We start from the raw sequence: 16,132 nt of genomic DNA on the forward strand, positions 1-16,132 counted from the left end.
GGACCACCTCCTCAAGAGCCGCAAGGACAGGCGCGCACTGGCTAGATGATGGCGAGAAACTGCTTCAGCCATGCCGGATGTGCCGGCCATGCCGGTGCGGTTACCAGATTGCCATCGGTTACCGCTTCTGTCACCGCAATATCGGCGAAGGTACCGCCTGAAGCCGTGACCTCATAGGCGCAGGCCGGATAGGCCGAGCAGGTGCGCCCCTTGAGCACGCCTGCCGCCGCCAGAAGCTGCGCACCGTGACAGATCGCGGCCACCGGCTTGCCGGCATCGAAGAAGTGCCGGACCATGTCGAGCACCTCGTTGTTCATCCGCAGATATTCCGGCGCGCGACCGCCCGGAACGACCAGAGCGTCATATGCGGTGGCGTCGGTCTCGCTAAAGGTGGCGTTGAGTGCGAAATTATGACCGGGTTTTTCCGAATAGGTCTGGTCGCCCTCGAAATCATGGATCGCGGTCCTGACCGTATCGCCTGCCTTCTTGCCGGGGCACACGGCATCCACCTGATGTCCCGTCGCCAGCAAGGTTTGGAACGGGACCATGGTTTCATAGTCCTCGGTGAAATCGCCGGTAATCATCAGAATTCTGGCCATCATCTATCCTCCTCTGCCGATGGAACAGGCAGGATAGGCGCGATACTGCGGAAGCGGGTATTACCCGCATACTACGCGGTGGCCGTCGCCGGGCCCGTCCGGCGGATCGAACCTGACGTCCGGGTGCAGGTGCTGCGCTTTTTTCATCTCCAATGACAAAACGGCCCACCTGAAAGACGGGCCGTTTCCATCATGTTAGTCGATTGCCGCGCGGGCCTTAGCTGCAGCCGCTGGTTGCGCCGCAGGTGTCGCACTTCTCGCAGGTGCCGTTCCGCACCATGGTAAAGTTGTGACACTCGGAGCATTCGTTGCCCGTGTAGCCCTGCATCAGCGACTGCTGCCGGCGAGCGGCGGCGAGCTTCTTGGCATCGGCCGCTTCCCGGGCGGCAGCGTCGGTGAACAGGACTTCGGCCGTAGCTTCCGCAACCTCTTCGGCCGCTTCCTTCGCCTGCTCCTCAAAGTCGCGCTTGAAGGCGACGGCGCCATCTATGGCCAGTTCGCTTTTCAGGGCCGTCGCTCCCGATGAGATCGGATGGACGTTGGAGGCGAATGCGGTCGGCGCGGTGCGCTGTGCCTTGTCGCCCGAGCTGCCGCCCATGCCCTTCGGCTCGCTGCTGACCAGCTTCACGGTCGAGGCGCCGCGCACCAGACCCTTGGAGAAGGGCAGGGCCTTGCCTTCGGTGATCCCCTTGCCGAGCGACGTGTTGGAGAAGTCGGTATCGACATGGGCAAGATCGTTGCGCGCCAGATAGGAGACCGCCAGCTCGCGGAACACATAGTCGATGATCGAGGTGGCGCTCTTGATGGCGTCGTTGCCCTGCACCATGCCGGCCGGTTCGAACTTCACGAAGGTGAAGGCCTCGACATATTCCTCCAGCGGCACGCCATATTGCAGGCCGAGCGAAATGGCGATGGCAAAATTGTTCATCATGGCGCGGAAGGCAGCGCCTTCCTTGTGCATGTCGATGAAGATCTCGCCGAGGCGGCCATCGTCGAACTCGCCGGTGCGCAGATAGACCTTGTGGCCGCCGACGACTGCCTTCTGGGTGTAGCCCTTGCGGCGGTTCGGCAGCTTCTCGCGGTCGCGCACCACCTTTTCGACCACGCGCTCGATGATCTTTTCCGTCACTTCCACAGCACGGGCAGCTGCCGGAGCGGCAACCAGAGCCTCGACCGCATCGTCCTCTTCCTCCTCGTCGGAGATCAGCGAAGCATTGAGCGGCTGCGAGAGCTTGGAGCCGTCGCGGTAGAGCGCGTTGGCCTTCAGCGCCAGTTTCCACGACAGCATGTAGGCGTTCTTGGCATCCTCGACCGTCGCCTCGTTCGGCATGTTGATGGTCTTGGAGATGGCGCCCGAGATGAAGGGCTGCGCCGCGGCCATCATGCGGATGTGGCTCTCGACCGACAGGTAGCGCTTGCCGATCTTGCCGCACGGATTGGCGCAGTCGAACACGGCCAGATGCTCGTCCTTCAGGAAGGGCGCGCCTTCTAGCGTCATCGCACCGCAGACATGGATGTTGGCGGCCTCGATCTCCTTCCTGGAGAAGCCAAGCGCCGGCAGGACCTCGAACGAGAAGTCGTTGAGCTGCTCGTCGGTGAAGCCGAAAGTCTCCTTCAGCCAGTCAGCGCCCAGCGTCCACTGGTTGAACACGAACTTGATGTCGAAGGCCGATTTCAGCGCACCGTTCAGCGCCTCGATCTTCTCGTCGGTGAAGCCTTTTGCCCTGAGCGTTGAAGGATTTACGCCGGGAGCCTGATTCAGATTGCCATGACCGACGGCGTACGCCTCGATCTCGGCAATCTGGCTCTCGGAGTAACCCAGCGTGCGCAGGGCTTCCGGCACGGCCCGGTTGATGATCTTGAAGTAGCCGCCGCCGGCCAGCTTCTTGAACTTCACCAGCGCGAAGTCCGGCTCGATGCCGGTGGTGTCGCAGTCCATGACGAGGCCGATGGTGCCGGTCGGCGCGATCACCGTTGCCTGCGCGTTACGGTAGCCGTTCTTCTCGCCAAGCTCGATGGCGCGGTCCCATGCGGCGCGGGCATGTTCGACCAGTTCCTTCTGGCTGACATGTTCGGCATTGAGCGGCACAGGGTCGACAGCCAGCTTCTCATAGCCATTGCTCTCGCCATAGGCGGCACGGCGATGATTGCGCATGACGCGCAGCATGTTTTCGGCGTTGCGGTCGTAATCCGGGAAGGCCCCCAGTTCGCCCGCCATCTCGGCGGAGGTGGCATAGGAAACGCCGGTCATCAGTGCGGTCAGCGCACCGCAGATGCCGCGGCCCTCATCGGAGTCGTAAGGAATGCCGGAGGTCATCAGCAGGCCGCCGATATTGGCGTAGCCGAGGCCGAGCGTGCGGTACTTGTAGGACAGTTCCGCGATTTCGCGCGACGGGAACTGCGCCATCATGACCGAGACTTCGAGCACGATGGTCCACAGCCGCACGGTATGCTCATAGGCGGCGATGTCGAAGGTGCCGTCCTGATTGCGGTAGGGCAGCAGGTTGACCGAGGCCAGGTTGCACGCCGTGTCGTCGAGGAACATGTATTCCGAGCACGGGTTGGAGGCGCGGATCGGGCCGGCGGCCGGGCAGGTGTGCCAGTCGTTCATGGTGGTGTTGAAGTGCAGGCCGGGGTCGGCCGAGGCCCATGCCGCGTAGCCGATCTTCTCCCACAGGTCGCGGGCCTTGAGGGTCTTCGTCACCTTGCCGTCCTTGCGGGCGGTCAGGTGCCACTCGCCGTCATTTTCAACAGCGCGCAGGAAATCGTCCTTGAGGGAGACGGAGTTGTTCGAGTTCTGGCCCGAAACGGTCAGATAGGCTTCCGAATCCCAGTCGGTGTCGTAGGTGCTGAATTCGATTGCCGTGTAGCCTTGCCGCGCGAACTGGATGACGCGCTGGACATAGTTCTCCGGCACGGCGTTCTTCTTCGCCGCCTTGATCTCGCGCTTCAGCGCGGTGTTGATCGAGGGGTCGAAGCAATCGTCGTCCTGACCTTCGCAGTTCACGCAGGCCTTCATGATCGCGTCGAGATGCTTGCGCACGATCTTGGAGCCGGTGACGAGAGCGGCAACCTTCTGCTCCTCCTTCACCTTCCAGTCGATGAAGGCCTCGATGTCCGGGTGGTCGGCATCGACGATCACCATCTTGGCGGCGCGGCGCGTGGTGCCGCCAGATTTGATGGCGCCGGCGGCACGGTCGCCGATCTTGAGGAAGCTCATCAGGCCCGACGACTTGCCGCCGCCGGAAAGCTTTTCGCCTTCGCCGCGCAGATGCGAGAAGTTGGAACCGGTTCCGGAGCCGTATTTGAACAGGCGCGCCTCGCGCACCCACAGATCCATGATGCCGCCTTCGTTGACGAGGTCGTCGCCCACGGACTGAATGAAGCAGGCGTGCGGCTGCGGATGCTCATAGGCAGACTTCGAGCGGGTCAGCTTGCCGGTGAAGGGATCGACATAGAAGTGGCCCTGACCGGGACCGTCGATGCCGTAGGCCCAGTGCAGGCCGGTGTTGAACCACTGCGGAGAGTTCGGCGCCACGCGCTGCGTCGCCAGCATGTAGGACAGCTCGTCTTTGAATGCCTGCGCATCTTCCTCGCTGTCGAAATATTTGCCCTTCCAGCCCCAGTAGGTCCAGGTGCCGGCCAGACGGTCGAAGACCTGACGCGCGTCGGTCTCGGAGCCGTAGCGCTCGCCTTCGGGCAGTTCGGCAAGGGCGGCCTCGTCGGCCACCGAACGCCACAGGAAGGAAGGAACGTCGTTCTCCTCGACCTTCTTCAGGCGCGCGGGAACGCCGGCCTTGCGGAAATACTTCTGGGCGAGGATGTCGGCGGCAACCTGACTGAACTGCGCCGGCACATCGATGTTGTCGAGCCTGAACACAACCGAGCCGTCGGGGTTCCTGATCTCCGACAAGGCCTTGCGGAACTCGATCTCCGTGTAGGGAGACTGACCCGCTTTTGTGAAGTGCCGTTCGATGCGCATCTGGTTTCTTCCTTCATCTATATATAGCGCGTTTCAGGGCGGCCGCCCAACCGGTTTTCCGCAGGATTGGCGCTGATCCGGACAGACTGCGCCGTCGCGGATCTGCTCCGCTTTCCCTGACGCGATTTGAAACCGGATGCACCAGCAATTCCGGGACAGTCGAAGCCGTCCGCATGCCGTACCCACAAAAACGCTGCAATTCCCTCACAAGGGAAGTTCTACATTATCTAGCCGGAATAATGATCGCAAACACTAAATATAGTATTAAACGATTAATTTTACCAGCTATTCCGCTGCTCTCCACGCATGGAAAAACGCTTCGCAAACGGCCTCTTCAGAAGGCGGAATGCGACTGAAACGCGATTGAACGGGAAAAAGACCGGGCTCGAAACTTTCCGGCCGCGTCCGCAACATCGAACGCATGGCCAATAAAAGGCGACTCGCGGGGGAGCGTCAAGCGCTCGTTCGTCCAACTTTTATGACCCCCAACATCTTGTATGTGAAGGGTGTGGATATCGGGGAGAAGCGCGCAAGGCTGTTGCCTGTTGCAATGGCCATCGTGGCGAACCTCGTTTCGGCCTGAGCCCGGCTTTTCCTCCACAGGCGCGACCCGGTTCCGTGATGCGGGTAATGATATGATGAAGGCAGGACAGGGCCGGATGGCAGCGTGGCTCACATACGGAATTCCTGTGCTGAAGGCAGATTAAGGAAAATTGGGTTCACCACATGCCCGATCTGCTCTATATCTGTCGTGGAGTTGGTTGGGGCCATGTCCTGACCCTTTATGTCGTGCCGTGAGGCGCGCGCCGGTTTGCTTCATTCGAACACCGGTATTCATGCGCCGGCGCCGATACCCGAAGGCGGGGAGTTAATGTCATGAACAGTCTGTTGCGTCACAACGCGCTGCAACCGGTCGATCCCATCTGGCGCTCCATTCGCGACGAGGCGATGGCGGCGGTCAACCGTGATCCGCTTCTGGCAGCGTTTCTCTATTCCACCATCCTCAATCAGGAGAGCCTTGAGGACGCCGTCATCCACAGGCTGGCCGAGCGGCTCGCGCATCAGGATATCGGGGCGGACCTGATCCGTCAGACCTTCGATGCCATGCGCGAAGACGACCGGGAATGGTCGACGGTGGTGCGGGTCGACATTCAGGCCTATTTCGATCGTGATCCGGCCTGCGAGCGCTTTCTGGAGCCTGTGCTCTACTTCAAGGGCTTTCATGCGATCCAGACGCACCGCCTGGCGCACTGGCTGTGGAAGCAGGGCCGCAAGGATTTTGCGCTCTATCTGCAGAGCCGTTCGTCGTCGGTATTCCAGACCGACATCAATCCGGCCGCCCGCATCGGCAAGGGCGTGTTCTTGGACCATGCGACCGGCCTCGTGGTCGGCCAGACCGCCATCATCGAGGACGATGTCTCGATCCTGCACAATGTGACTTTGGGCGGCACCGGCAAGGCGAGTGGCGACCGGCATCCGAAGATCCGGCGCGGCGTCCTGATCGGGGCAGGGGCCAAGATCCTCGGCAATATCGAGATCGGACATTGCTCCAAGGTGGCTGCCGGCTCGGTCGTGCTGGCTACCGTTCCCCACAACAGGACGGTTGCCGGCGTGCCGGCCCGCATTGTCGGCGAAACGAGCTGCGACGATCAGCCTTCGCGAGAGATGGATCAGCTCCTGCCTTCACAGGCGATGGATCATGTCGTCAGTTTCGACATCTGAGAATGAACTGAACATGACGGGGTTGTGTCGTCACCGCCTCGTCTTTACAGCGCCCTGACCGCGTGCAAGAAGCGCCTCTCACATCCAGTCCCTTAGCGGAGAATTTTTTTGAAACCCGACGAAATCCGAAAGCTCGACGCCTATTTCAAGCGCGTCTTCCAGAATCCGCGCCTTGAAGTGAAGGCTCGTCCGCGCAAGGACGATTCAGCCGAAGTTTATGTCGGCGACGAATTCCTCGGCATCGTGTTCAAGGACGAGGATGACGGCGACTACAATTTCTCGATGGCCATTCTCGACATCGATCTGGGCTGATTTTTTCAGCCCTTCGTGTTCGCTTCACCCTCATTGTTGCGGTGAAGCCGAGGCACCAAGCATGGATGCGGCGAGGTTTTCAACCGCCGTGTCCAGTGCCTGCCACTCTTCCAGAAATTGTTTCGGAAAGCGGTAGGTGAGCGTGAGACGCTCGCCGACCAGAATGTCGCGCTCGCAGGGGGCGAGCGACTTTTCTGCCGCTTCACCGGTCAGGCAACGCGCCACGAATGGCTCCCGCCCCTGCCTGTCCGCCACGGCGAGCTTTTCTCCCATATATCCTGAGTTTTCGGAAAACTCGTAGAAGGTGATGCCCGCGGGACCGTTGCGGCCCGGTCTGGTAATCAGCGAGCTGTAGATCGGCGCAAAGCGGCCGCTCATGTCTCGGGACATCATCTGCTCCGAAAAGCCGAGAAAGATGATCGAGTCGGCCGCGGTTGCGTGATTGAATTCGTCGCGCGACGCCTGCGTATATCCTGCCATCGAAGGATAGTGCACATAGAAGTCGAGCCGTTCCGCATTGCCGCTGCGCCTTGCCTGCTCGAAGCGGATCATGTTGGCCGGCACCGCCAGCAGATTGTTCCCGATGACCACGGCGTGGATCGTTGTGTCATCGGTGTGGCCGCCCATCGCCATCCGTTCGCCGAACCATTTTCCGGCGAACGTGATTGCCACCGACAAAATCGCCACCACGACGAGGCCGTAAAACAGCCGCGACGTCAGCGAGGAACCGACGACCTTGAATTCGTTCGGGGCGACGGCGTCTTTCATCTTGCTCCGTGAAATGGTTGCAGCGGCCGCCAGAAACAGCGGCGTATCAGGTGAGACTGTGGAGATTTATGGTAAAGGGAGCGTAAAGAAACGCGTGCGGCAACCGTGCCAGACTGACAGGAGAAGATATGCCCATCTACGCAATCGATGCAGCAGAGCCCCGGTTCGAGGACAAGGACACAAACTGGCTGGCCCCGGATGTGACGCTTATCGGCAATGTCCATGTCGGTCGCAATGTCGGCATCTGGTTCGGTACCGTTATCCGTGGCGACAATGACGCGATCGTGATTGGCGAGGATACGAACGTGCAGGAACACACGATCATGCACACGGACCCAGGCTTCCCTCTCACCATCGGCAAGGGCTGTACGGTCGGCCATCGCGCGCTGCTGCATGGCTGCACCATCGGCGACAACAGCCTGATCGGCATGGGCGCGATCGTCCTCAACGGCGCGAAGATCGGAAGGAACTCGCTTGTCGGTGCCGGCGCGCTGGTCACGGAGGGCAAGGAATTTCCCGACAATTCACTGATCGTCGGTTCTCCCGCCAAAGTGGTGCGCACGCTGGATGAGGCCGCGATCGAGCGGTTGCGGCAATCTGCCGGGCATTACGTGGCGAATGGCCGCCGTTTCAACAAAGGTTTCAGAAAACTCGAAGACTGATCCTGACGACAACCGTCTGCGGCCTGAAAAAGCGGAGCCGGCTCCGGTTAAGAGCCGGCTCCTGAAATCCGGTCGTCGGGGGGGGCGGGGGACTCGACCGGATTTTTGCCGGAAAGCTAGGCATTCAGCTTTGGCTGAGGTCAGCGGACGGAGGCCACCGCGTCGGCGCGTCCATCGGTGATTGAAACCCACACACCCGAATTCTGCGCGGACTGGCGCTTAAGATAGGTGTACTGGGTTTGCGACCACGCCAGAACCCGGCTTTCGAGATTATCGAGGATGAAGTCGCCCATGCTGGTGTGCACGGTCAGAACCGCATGGCCTTCGCCATTGGGCTGGCGCACGACGGTGATGAGCAGGTTGCCGGCCGGCACACCGGCCTGCATGAGGCGGCGGCGCTTTTCCAGCACATAGTCCTCGCAGTCGCCCATGCCGTTGACCGGGTAGGACCAGACTTCCTCGCGCCCCCAGATTTCCATGTCGGTCATGGGGATGACGCTGGTGTTCACATCGTTGTTGACGGAAATGATCGTTGCCCACAGCTTGCGGGTGAGTTCGACCGGAGCTTTCTTCGCAGTCTTCTGGCGGCATTCCTGCGGCAGACCCTGACAGAACTCATAGTGTCCGACCGGCTGTGTGGTGCGGCCGCCCGTAGGCATGAAGCTGTTCCCGGCATGGGCGCTGCCCAGTGCGGCGATCAGAATCGTCATGGCCGTTACAAGCGAAGCGCCCCAGTTGAAAGTCATTTCGGTGTCTCCCCGTTTGAGGAGACAATGACAGGTCCGGATTTATTTGGCGCAAAGTACCGAAGAAGACATTGAGTAAAACATAGATCATTTTAAGAGAAAACAAGAATAAAACAATAAACAAATTTGATTCAAATTTTATCCTTTCTGGCAACGCATGGGCGCATGCCTGCGCTGGAGCAGCAGGTCTCAACTCGCCTGATTTCGTGGGTTTTGCCCGGCGATGTGCGGCGAAGACGTCCGCCCGGGAAGCTGAGGTGTGTTAACGTCTGATGGGCCCGGCAGGAGCCTCAGCGGAGTTGACCGGCGCAGAAGAAGCCCAATGCGGGAAATAGCTCCCGCTTCGCGCGACTATTTTCAGCCGAGTGTCGTGTTGAATTCCGCGTTCAGGGATTCGGGCCGCTGGACGACGGCGAACTCGATGGCCACCCCATCTTCGAAGTGGCGCACGATCTGGCCGCGCATGGTGCCCAGCGTGACCTGCACGCCGATCGCCGGCTTGACCTCGATCTCAACCGCGGCACCCGACAGCGACAGGTCGATGATCCGGCAGGGATACTGGCGACCGTCCATGAGGTGCAGAACGCTGATCGGATTGCGCGGCGCGATGCGCTCATGGCGGCGATCTTCCGGCAGATCGAGCTCGTGACGGTTTGCGAGCCATGTGAGCTGGGCGGCAAGTTTCTCGCGCTTGCGCTCGGAGGCAAGCACGGTCATGGCAAATCCGTCCTGAAAGGTGCGAACGATAATGCCTTCAACGCGGCCGATATGGTCGATATAGGCGATAACGCGCTCACCCGGTTCGCCGATGCAATCCGTGCGCAGAGCCATGTTGCCGGGCGACATTTCAATGACCTGACAGGGGTGCTCGGAGCGGTCCTCAAGCATGAATCGTCCGTAGACCTTGACGCGAACGCGCTGGAAGCTGCGCCTTTCGGCAACAGACGGCGCGAGGACCTTCGCCGCAGAAACCATAACCGCCTTCACCCCACTGGCCGTCCCGCCTTTCGGGCGGATTCCTGACCAGATTATGAATGGGGAAAGTTAACAACCGGCAAACAAGGTATCTGCAGGGTGCTTACTCGTCGCGGCCGCCGTCGAGCACCAGCAGGTGACGTATCCTGCGGGCCTTGCCGTAACCGGCAATGGTGCTGGCCGTGTCGAGATCGACGGGTGCGAGTTCCGGCGCTTCGATTGCAGGACGCTGAAAGGCTTCGGTTTTCTCGGTAGCGGGATCCACGACGCGCAGGGCTTCGATGACCGCGTCGCTGATGGGATCCGCACCCAGCCAGAACGGCTTGTGCGCGGGGGCTGCGACACCCAGGCAGCGTGAGCTTCCGATTCCGCTTTCCAGCGGCAGGGCCAGCAGTTCAAAGGGAAGGGCGCGTCCTGCCTGGCTAATTGCCTCGTAACGGATCAATATCACCGCGTGCCTGTCGAACACGTTGTCGAGCAGGCGGGCGACCAGCCTCTGGTCTTTCGGACGCCACAGGGAAGGGAAGCTGAAACCTTTCAGTTCCCGCCCATAAGCAGCACACAGCCGTGTTCCCGCCAGGCGGAACACGGCCTCGCCACGCGTATCCTTTTCAAGAATAAAAGTATCGGCAAGCAGCTTTTTTATGTCTGCCGGCTCGATCTCCGTGCGCTGTGGCGCAGAACGGTCCCCGCGCAGCCGATTCCAATAATGGAACAGTGCAATGGATCCTGCGAGTTTCATGTTCGCTCCGCTTCGTGCAATCTGAAGTCTGATTGTCCCAACGATGAACAGGAGGACATTTCCGACTACCTACATGCGGTGCGGAGCATAAACCGTGCCAGCTTTGAGGCGGCTTGTTCACGGATCGAGGTCGTTAAGGTTAACAAACGGTTTAGATTGCGGCCGGGCATGACATGTGAGACTTTGAATTCATTCCAGAAAACGGCCTGCCGGAAAGCGGCGGCGGTTTTCCAGTCAGAAGTCCAGGGGAGCCCAAGGGCTCGATCGGCCGTTCAGGACATGTCCTGAACGGCCATTTTTTTGATTCGATTCGGCTGTTTCAGAAGTCCCGTCCGCGCCGCGGCGACGATTCGCCGTTTGGAAAAAGCCGGTGTGTCGCCTACATCGCATCTCTCAAACAGGACGATATCATGAGCCAGCCCGAGCCCTACATGCCGACGCAGCCTGCGATGCAGCGCCGCGAGCCGATGTTCAACCTGCCGGGCATCGTGATCGCGCTTCTGGTGCTCTGCACCGGCATTCATGTGCTGCGCACCTATGTTCTGACCGCCGAGCAGGATTTCGAGCTGATCATCCGCGCCGCCTTCGTGCCGATCCGCTATTCCGGTGACTATGTGCTGGATGTCTATGCCTTCTCCAGCCCGTTCACCTATGCGCTGCTGCACGGAAGCTTCGCGCACCTTGCCGTCAACATGGTCTGGATGGCGGCGTTCGGCGCACCGCTCGCCAACCGGCTGGGGGCAGTGCGCTTCGCGATCTTTTTCGCGGTGACAAGCCTCGCGGCTGCTTTCTTCTTTTATGCAATCCACCCGCTGGGGCAGAACCCGCTTGTCGGCGCTTCCGGCGCCATTTCCGGCATGATGGGCGCTGCCGCCCGCTTCGCCTTCCGCATCGACCGTTCTTCAGGCAAGGGCGCCTTTGCCGGCGATCCGCTGCCTATGCGCGAAATCGTGCGCTCGCGCAGCGTCGTGACCTTTCTGGCTGTGTGGATGGTCATCAATCTCGTCACCGGCCTTGCCGGGTTCGTTCCGGGCGAGGAATCCCAGATCGCATGGGAAGCGCATATCGGCGGTTTTCTGGCCGGTTTCTTTGGGCTGCGTCTTTTCGAGGCAGGTCTGCGCCGTCGCTTCTGACCGGTTCTGTCTCCACGGAAGCTTGAAAAGCTGGCGGGCCGGGCGCACCATGTCCCTGCGAACGTCATGGCCGGAGGAGCGGTCCGGCCGAACGCAGAGGAGGACGCAATGACGGTTAAAGCTATTCTCGCCCAGAAGGGGCACGACGTTTTCACGCTCGGGCCTGACGAAAAGCTCGCCGAGGCGATCCACAAACTCGCCGCACACCGCGTGGGTGCGCTGGTCGTCACCAATGAGGAGGGCCGCATCGTCGGCATCATCTCCGAGCGGGATATCGTGCGTGTCATGGCCGCTCATGGAGCTTCGGCGCTCGACATGGGCGTCCGGGACGGCATGACGTCCAGGGTCAAGATTTGTCACGAGCACCACACGATCACCGAAGTCATGGAGGTCATGACGGCAGGCCGCTTCCGTCACCTTCCCGTTGAAAAGGATGGCAGGCTGGACGGTATCATCTCCATCGGTGACGTGGTGAAGCGGCGTATAGAGGACGCGGAGCGCGAGGCCGAGGAGATCAAGGCCTATATCGCCACCGCATAGGAGGCTTGCCAGAGCCTTCCAAAGTTTAGCTCGAAAACTGCCAGAGCCGGCTTTATGCCGGCTTTGTGCTTGTCTGGCAGCCGGGTTTGCAATAGCCAAGCGATACGATCTATATCCGCCGGGTAAGCAAGCCTATTCCGGCATATCCGAAAAAGACGACAGGCCGCACATGACCCTCGTAGACACCCGCACGCCCGACGCAAAACGCCTCATTCCCGGCGCAACCGGAGACTGGGAGGTCGTCATCGGCATGGAAGTCCATGCGCAGGTGACGTCGCAGTCGAAGCTTTTTTCCGGCGCTTCCACGGCGTTCGGCGCTGCGCCCAATGCCAATGTGTCGCTGGTCGATGCGGCCATGCCCGGCATGCTGCCGGTTATCAATGAGGAATGCGTGAAGCAGGCGATCCGCACCGGCCTCGGTCTGAAGGCGCAGATCAACCTGAAATCGGTCTTCGACCGCAAGAACTATTTCTATCCGGACCTGCCGCAGGGCTACCAGATCTCGCAGTTCAAGCAGCCCATCGTCGGCGAAGGCCAGATCATCGTCTCGGTCGGGCCTGACAAGAAGGGCGAGTTCGAGGACATCGAGATCGGCATCGAGCGCCTGCATCTGGAGCAGGACGCGGGCAAGTCGATGCACGACCAGCATCCCACCATGTCCTATGTCGACCTGAACCGTTCCGGCGTGGCGCTGATGGAGATCGTGTCGAAGCCCGACATGCGCTCCTCCGACGAAGCCAAGGCCTATCTGACCAAGCTGCGCACAATCGTGCGCTACCTCGGCACCTGCGACGGCAACATGGATGAAGGCTCCATGCGCGCCGACGTAAACGTTTCGGTGCGCCGTCCGGGCGAAGGGTTCGGCACGCGCTGCGAGATCAAGAACGTGAACTCCATCCGCTTTGTCGGCCAGGCCATCGAGTATGAGGCGCGCCGCCAGATCGCTATTCTGGAAGATGGCGGCAAGATCGATCAGGAAACCCGCCTGTTTGACGCCAACAAGGGCGAGACGCGCTCCATGCGCTCGAAGGAAGAGGCGCATGATTACCGCTACTTCCCCGATCCGGACCTTTTGCCGCTGGAATTCGATCAGGCTTATGTCGATGCGCTGGCGGTCGACCTTCCCGAGCTGCCCGACGACAAGAAGACGCGGTTGATCGAAAAGCTCGGCCTGTCGGCCTACGATGCCTCGATCCTCGTGTCCGAAAAGGCGATCGCCGACTATTTCGAGCAGGTCGTTGTGGGACGCGACGGCAAGCTGGCCGCCAACTGGGTCATCAACGACCTGCTGGGCGCCCTCAACAAAGCCGGCAAAGCCATTGAAGAGACTCCGGTTTCGCCCGATCAGCTGGGCGCCATCCTCGACCTGATCAAGGAAGGCACCATCTCCGGCAAGATCGCCAAGGATCTGTTCGAGATCGTATGGAACGAAGGCGGCGATCCGCGCGAAGTCGTGGAACAGCGCGGCATGAAGCAGGTTACCGATACCGGCGCCATCGAGAAGGCGGTGGACGAAATCATCGCCGCGAACCCCGACAAGGTCGAGCAGGCGAAGGCCAAGCCGACGCTGGCCGGCTGGTTCGTCGGTCAGGTGATGAAGGCGACCGGCGGCAAGGCCAACCCGCAGGCCGTCAACGATCTGATCAAGGCAAAGCTGGGCCTCGAATAGATGTTCATCCGCACCGCCGGAGAACGCGACCTGGAGGCGATCAAAGCGCTTCTGGCTGAAACCTGGCACGCCACCTACGATGCCATCTACGGCCAGAAGCGTGTGAACGAGATCACCGCCGAATGGCATTCGATGGCTGCGCTGAGGACGCGCCTGACGCATCCGCACTCCGAATTCCTTGTCGCCGATGACGGCAAGGCCATCGCGGGGATGGCATTCGCCGCTTCTGGAGATGAGGGCAGGGTGGTGTGGCTGCGTCAGCTCTACGTGCTGCCCGTACAGCAGAGACGCGGTATCGGCGCCATGTTACTCGACGAGGTGTCCGAGAGCTTCCCCGAGGCCAGCCTGATCCGGCTTGAGGTCGAAGCGGAAAACCTGAACGCAATCGGGTTTTACCGTGCACAGGGCTTTATCGTGTCGGATGCCGCTGAAACGACGCAGGATGAGGTTTCGGTCGTGGTGATGGAAAAAGCGCTCGCCTCTGATCAGCGAGCGCCGATATTGTCATGCCGATGGACGGCAACGCTCAAGCCACCGCGGCAATTTCCACATTGTCGATCAGCCGCGTGCTGCCGAGCCATGCGGCAACAAGCAGCCGCCCCTCGGTTGAAGGCTGCCATGGCCCCAGCGAACCGCTTTCGCGCGCCGCTACATAGTCCACGCTTCTGAAACCCGCATCCAGCAAGGCCTGCCGGGCTTTCGCTGCCTCCTGTTCAGGATCGGCTCCGCTTGAAATCGCGCTGGATGCGGTGCGCAGGATGACGTTGAGCTTGCGGGCGATGGTGAGCTGTGCCTCGTCGAGATAAGCGTTGCGCGAGGACATGGCGAGGCCGTGCTCATCGCGAACCGTCGGCGCGCCGATGATCTCGACGGGAATGTCGAGGTCACGGCACAGTTGCTGCACCACACACAGCTGCTGATAATCTTTCTGGCCGAACACGGCGCAATCGGGTGCGGCCTGCAGCAGGAGCTTGGTGACGACCGTTGCCACGCCTTCAAAAAAGTGCGGACGAAAATCCGTTTCCAGTCCGGCGGAAGGTCCCGCTACCGACACTTTGGTCGCAAAGCCGGCCGGATAGATTTCGGCAGGCGTGGGCGTGAAGGCAAGCTGCACGCCGACTTCCGCCAGTCGCTCGATATCCCGCTCTAGCTGGCGCGGATATTTGTCGAGGTCTTCTGTCGGTGCGAATTGCGCGGGGTTGACGAAAATCGAGACGATGCAGCGATCGGCGCGCGAGAGCGCCTCGCGCATCAGCGAAAGATGCCCCTCGTGCAGCGCGCCCATGGTCGGCACCATGGCAACGCTCAGCCCCTGCCGGCGCCAGTCCTTCACCCGCGCGCGCAGATCCGCGATGGTGGGTGAAATATGCGGTCCGCTCATGTCAGCCCTTCGGTGTCTGCTTGCGGAACACATGGTCCGCGGTCGGGAAGGCGCGGGCGCGTACTTCGGCCGCATAGCTCATAGCCGCCTTGGCAACCTCGTTGCGCAGATCGGCATATTCCTTGACGAATTTCGGAACCCGGTCGATCGTCAGGCCAATGGCGTCGTCAATCACCAGCACCTGCCCGTCGCAGGCCGCACTTGCTCCGATGCCAATGGTCGGGATCGAGAGAATTCGCGTGATTTCGGCTGCCAGCGGCTCGATCGTGCCCTCGATCACCACGGAAAAAGCGCCGGCCTGTTCAACCGCGCGCGCATCCGCCAAAAGCTTTGCGGCGCTTTCGTCGGTCCTGCCCTTGATCTTGTAGCCGCCTTCCTTCTCGACGGACTGGGGTTGCAGACCGATATGGCTCATCACCGGAATGCCGGCCTTGACGATTGCGGCGATCCGGTCGGCCATTTCCGTGCCGCCTTCCAGCTTCACGGCATGGCAATGCGTTTCCTCGAAAATACGCCTGGCGGAGGCCAGCGCCTGTTCGGCCGAATCTTCGTAGCTGCCGGCCGGCATGTCCACCACCACGCAGGCATTGCGCACCCCACGCATGACGGCCTGCCCATGCAGGATCATCATGTCCATGGTGGCGCCAAGCGTGTTTTCATGGCCGTGCAGAACCATGGCCACGCTGTCGCCGACCAGAAGCAGGTCGACATGCGGGTCCAGAAGCTTTGCGACCGGATAGGTATAGGCAGTGAGGCACACCACCGGTTCGCCGCCCTTGGCAGAGCGGATCGCCTCGGTTCTGGCGTGCGATTGCGCCGACAAGACAGGTGCCATTCTCTCCCTCCGGTATTTTGCCGCATGGCCCCGATGGGCTGGCAGCATTAGAAATATGACAGGGGC

Annotated in this window: 14 protein-coding genes and 1 pseudogene; 7 read left to right on the forward strand and 8 right to left on the reverse strand. The window is 60.9% G+C overall.

Translation table 11 applies throughout. The features are described 5' to 3' along the window. Positions 1–41: 41 nt before the first annotated feature. Together MIC97_RS00940 and MIC97_RS00945 are read right to left on the reverse strand one after the other, a co-directional pair. The gene (locus tag MIC97_RS00940) at positions 42–602 is read right to left on the reverse strand and encodes a DJ-1/PfpI family protein (protein ID WP_239798490.1); all 561 of its coding nucleotides are present in this window, start codon (positions 600–602) and stop codon (positions 42–44) included. A gap of 214 nt (positions 603–816) precedes the next feature. Then, the gene (locus MIC97_RS00945; protein ID WP_239798491.1) at positions 817–4,581 is read right to left on the reverse strand and encodes a vitamin B12-dependent ribonucleotide reductase; all 3,765 of its coding nucleotides are present in this window, start codon (positions 4,579–4,581) and stop codon (positions 817–819) included. 876 nt (positions 4,582–5,457) lie between these two features. Here MIC97_RS00945 and cysE point away from each other — a divergent pair. Both cysE and MIC97_RS00955 read left to right on the forward strand, forming a co-directional pair. Then, the gene (gene cysE / locus MIC97_RS00950; protein WP_239798492.1) at positions 5,458–6,303 is read left to right on the forward strand and encodes a serine O-acetyltransferase; all 846 of its coding nucleotides are present in this window, start codon (positions 5,458–5,460) and stop codon (positions 6,301–6,303) included. A gap of 108 nt (positions 6,304–6,411) precedes the next feature. Further along, positions 6,412–6,615, forward strand: a complete 204-nt coding sequence (locus tag MIC97_RS00955) for a DUF3126 family protein (RefSeq protein ID WP_183829203.1) — start codon at positions 6,412–6,414, stop codon at positions 6,613–6,615. 30 nt (positions 6,616–6,645) lie between these two features. Here MIC97_RS00955 and MIC97_RS00960 read toward each other — a convergent pair whose 3' ends face one another. Beyond that, the gene (locus MIC97_RS00960; RefSeq protein WP_239798493.1) at positions 6,646–7,383 is read right to left on the reverse strand and encodes a hypothetical protein; all 738 of its coding nucleotides are present in this window, start codon (positions 7,381–7,383) and stop codon (positions 6,646–6,648) included. Positions 7,384–7,511: 128 nt separating this feature from the next. Between MIC97_RS00960 and MIC97_RS00965 the strand changes: the two genes are divergently transcribed. Beyond that, positions 7,512–8,045: a gamma carbonic anhydrase family protein gene (locus MIC97_RS00965; RefSeq protein ID WP_239798494.1), complete on the forward strand. Its 534-nt coding sequence runs from the start codon at positions 7,512–7,514 to the stop codon at positions 8,043–8,045. A gap of 140 nt (positions 8,046–8,185) precedes the next feature. Here the strand turns inward: MIC97_RS00965 and MIC97_RS00970 are convergent, their stop codons facing one another. The 3 genes from MIC97_RS00970 to MIC97_RS00980 form a co-directional block, all read right to left on the reverse strand. After that, the gene (locus tag MIC97_RS00970; RefSeq protein ID WP_239798495.1) at positions 8,186–8,791 is read right to left on the reverse strand and encodes a transglutaminase-like cysteine peptidase; all 606 of its coding nucleotides are present in this window, start codon (positions 8,789–8,791) and stop codon (positions 8,186–8,188) included. Positions 8,792–9,148: 357 nt separating this feature from the next. Continuing rightward, positions 9,149–9,766 (reverse strand): PilZ domain-containing protein, encoded by a 618-nt coding sequence (locus MIC97_RS00975; RefSeq protein ID WP_239798496.1) that lies wholly within the window; start codon positions 9,764–9,766, stop codon positions 9,149–9,151. A gap of 103 nt (positions 9,767–9,869) precedes the next feature. Further along, a complete protein-coding gene (locus tag MIC97_RS00980; RefSeq protein ID WP_239798497.1) occupies positions 9,870–10,508 on the reverse strand; it encodes a PAS domain-containing protein in 639 nt (212 codons plus the stop codon). Between the two features lie 410 nt (positions 10,509–10,918). On the opposite strand from MIC97_RS00980, the gene MIC97_RS00985 reads away from it, so the two are divergent. The 4 genes from MIC97_RS00985 to MIC97_RS01000 all read left to right on the forward strand — a co-directional run bounded on the left by MIC97_RS00985 (position 10,919) and on the right by MIC97_RS01000 (position 14,519). After that, positions 10,919–11,641 carry a rhomboid family intramembrane serine protease gene (locus tag MIC97_RS00985; RefSeq protein ID WP_239798498.1) on the forward strand — a complete coding sequence of 241 codons (723 nt, stop codon included), beginning with the start codon at positions 10,919–10,921 and terminating at the stop codon, positions 11,639–11,641. A gap of 108 nt (positions 11,642–11,749) precedes the next feature. Continuing rightward, positions 11,750–12,181 (forward strand): CBS domain-containing protein, encoded by a 432-nt coding sequence (locus MIC97_RS00990; protein WP_239798499.1) that lies wholly within the window; start codon positions 11,750–11,752, stop codon positions 12,179–12,181. Positions 12,182–12,350: 169 nt separating this feature from the next. After that, positions 12,351–13,850 (forward strand): Asp-tRNA(Asn)/Glu-tRNA(Gln) amidotransferase subunit GatB, encoded by a 1,500-nt coding sequence (gatB, locus tag MIC97_RS00995; RefSeq protein WP_239798500.1) that lies wholly within the window; start codon positions 12,351–12,353, stop codon positions 13,848–13,850. Further along, the gene (locus MIC97_RS01000) at positions 13,851–14,519 is read left to right on the forward strand and encodes a GNAT family N-acetyltransferase (RefSeq protein ID WP_345773528.1); all 669 of its coding nucleotides are present in this window, start codon (positions 13,851–13,853) and stop codon (positions 14,517–14,519) included. Here the strand turns inward: MIC97_RS01000 and panC are convergent. Then, positions 14,452–15,306, reverse strand: a pseudogene (gene panC, locus MIC97_RS01005) (pantoate--beta-alanine ligase); the annotation flags it as partial. The gene MIC97_RS01000 and the pseudogene panC overlap by 68 nt on opposite strands. Further along, positions 15,233–16,066 (reverse strand): 3-methyl-2-oxobutanoate hydroxymethyltransferase, encoded by an 834-nt coding sequence (panB, locus tag MIC97_RS01010; protein ID WP_239798502.1) that lies wholly within the window; start codon positions 16,064–16,066, stop codon positions 15,233–15,235. The pseudogene panC and the gene panB, both read right to left, overlap by 74 nt. Positions 16,067–16,132: the final 66 nt, after the last annotated feature.

This window comes from Aquamicrobium sp. NLF2-7, from assembly GCF_022359935.1.
Classification (GTDB): domain Bacteria; phylum Pseudomonadota; class Alphaproteobacteria; order Rhizobiales; family Rhizobiaceae; genus Mesorhizobium; species Mesorhizobium lusatiense.

Coding starts and splice junctions, on each gene's coding strand:
- MIC97_RS00940 (WP_239798490.1), bottom strand. CDS start 602: ATGATGGCCAGAATTCTGATGATTACCGGCGATTTCACCGAGGACTAT.
- MIC97_RS00945 (WP_239798491.1), bottom strand. CDS start 4,581: ATGCGCATCGAACGGCACTTCACAAAAGCGGGTCAGTCTCCCTACACG.
- cysE (WP_239798492.1), top strand. CDS start 5,458: ATGAACAGTCTGTTGCGTCACAACGCGCTGCAACCGGTCGATCCCATC.
- MIC97_RS00960 (WP_239798493.1), bottom strand. CDS start 7,383: ATGAAAGACGCCGTCGCCCCGAACGAATTCAAGGTCGTCGGTTCCTCG.
- MIC97_RS00965 (WP_239798494.1), top strand. CDS start 7,512: ATGCCCATCTACGCAATCGATGCAGCAGAGCCCCGGTTCGAGGACAAG.
- MIC97_RS00970 (WP_239798495.1), bottom strand. CDS start 8,791: ATGACTTTCAACTGGGGCGCTTCGCTTGTAACGGCCATGACGATTCTG.
- MIC97_RS00975 (WP_239798496.1), bottom strand. CDS start 9,766: ATGGTTTCTGCGGCGAAGGTCCTCGCGCCGTCTGTTGCCGAAAGGCGC.
- MIC97_RS00980 (WP_239798497.1), bottom strand. CDS start 10,508: ATGAAACTCGCAGGATCCATTGCACTGTTCCATTATTGGAATCGGCTG.
- MIC97_RS00985 (WP_239798498.1), top strand. CDS start 10,919: ATGAGCCAGCCCGAGCCCTACATGCCGACGCAGCCTGCGATGCAGCGC.
- MIC97_RS00990 (WP_239798499.1), top strand. CDS start 11,750: ATGACGGTTAAAGCTATTCTCGCCCAGAAGGGGCACGACGTTTTCACG.
- gatB (WP_239798500.1), top strand. CDS start 12,351: ATGACCCTCGTAGACACCCGCACGCCCGACGCAAAACGCCTCATTCCC.
- MIC97_RS01000 (WP_345773528.1), top strand. CDS start 13,851: ATGTTCATCCGCACCGCCGGAGAACGCGACCTGGAGGCGATCAAAGCG.
- panB (WP_239798502.1), bottom strand. CDS start 16,066: ATGGCACCTGTCTTGTCGGCGCAATCGCACGCCAGAACCGAGGCGATC.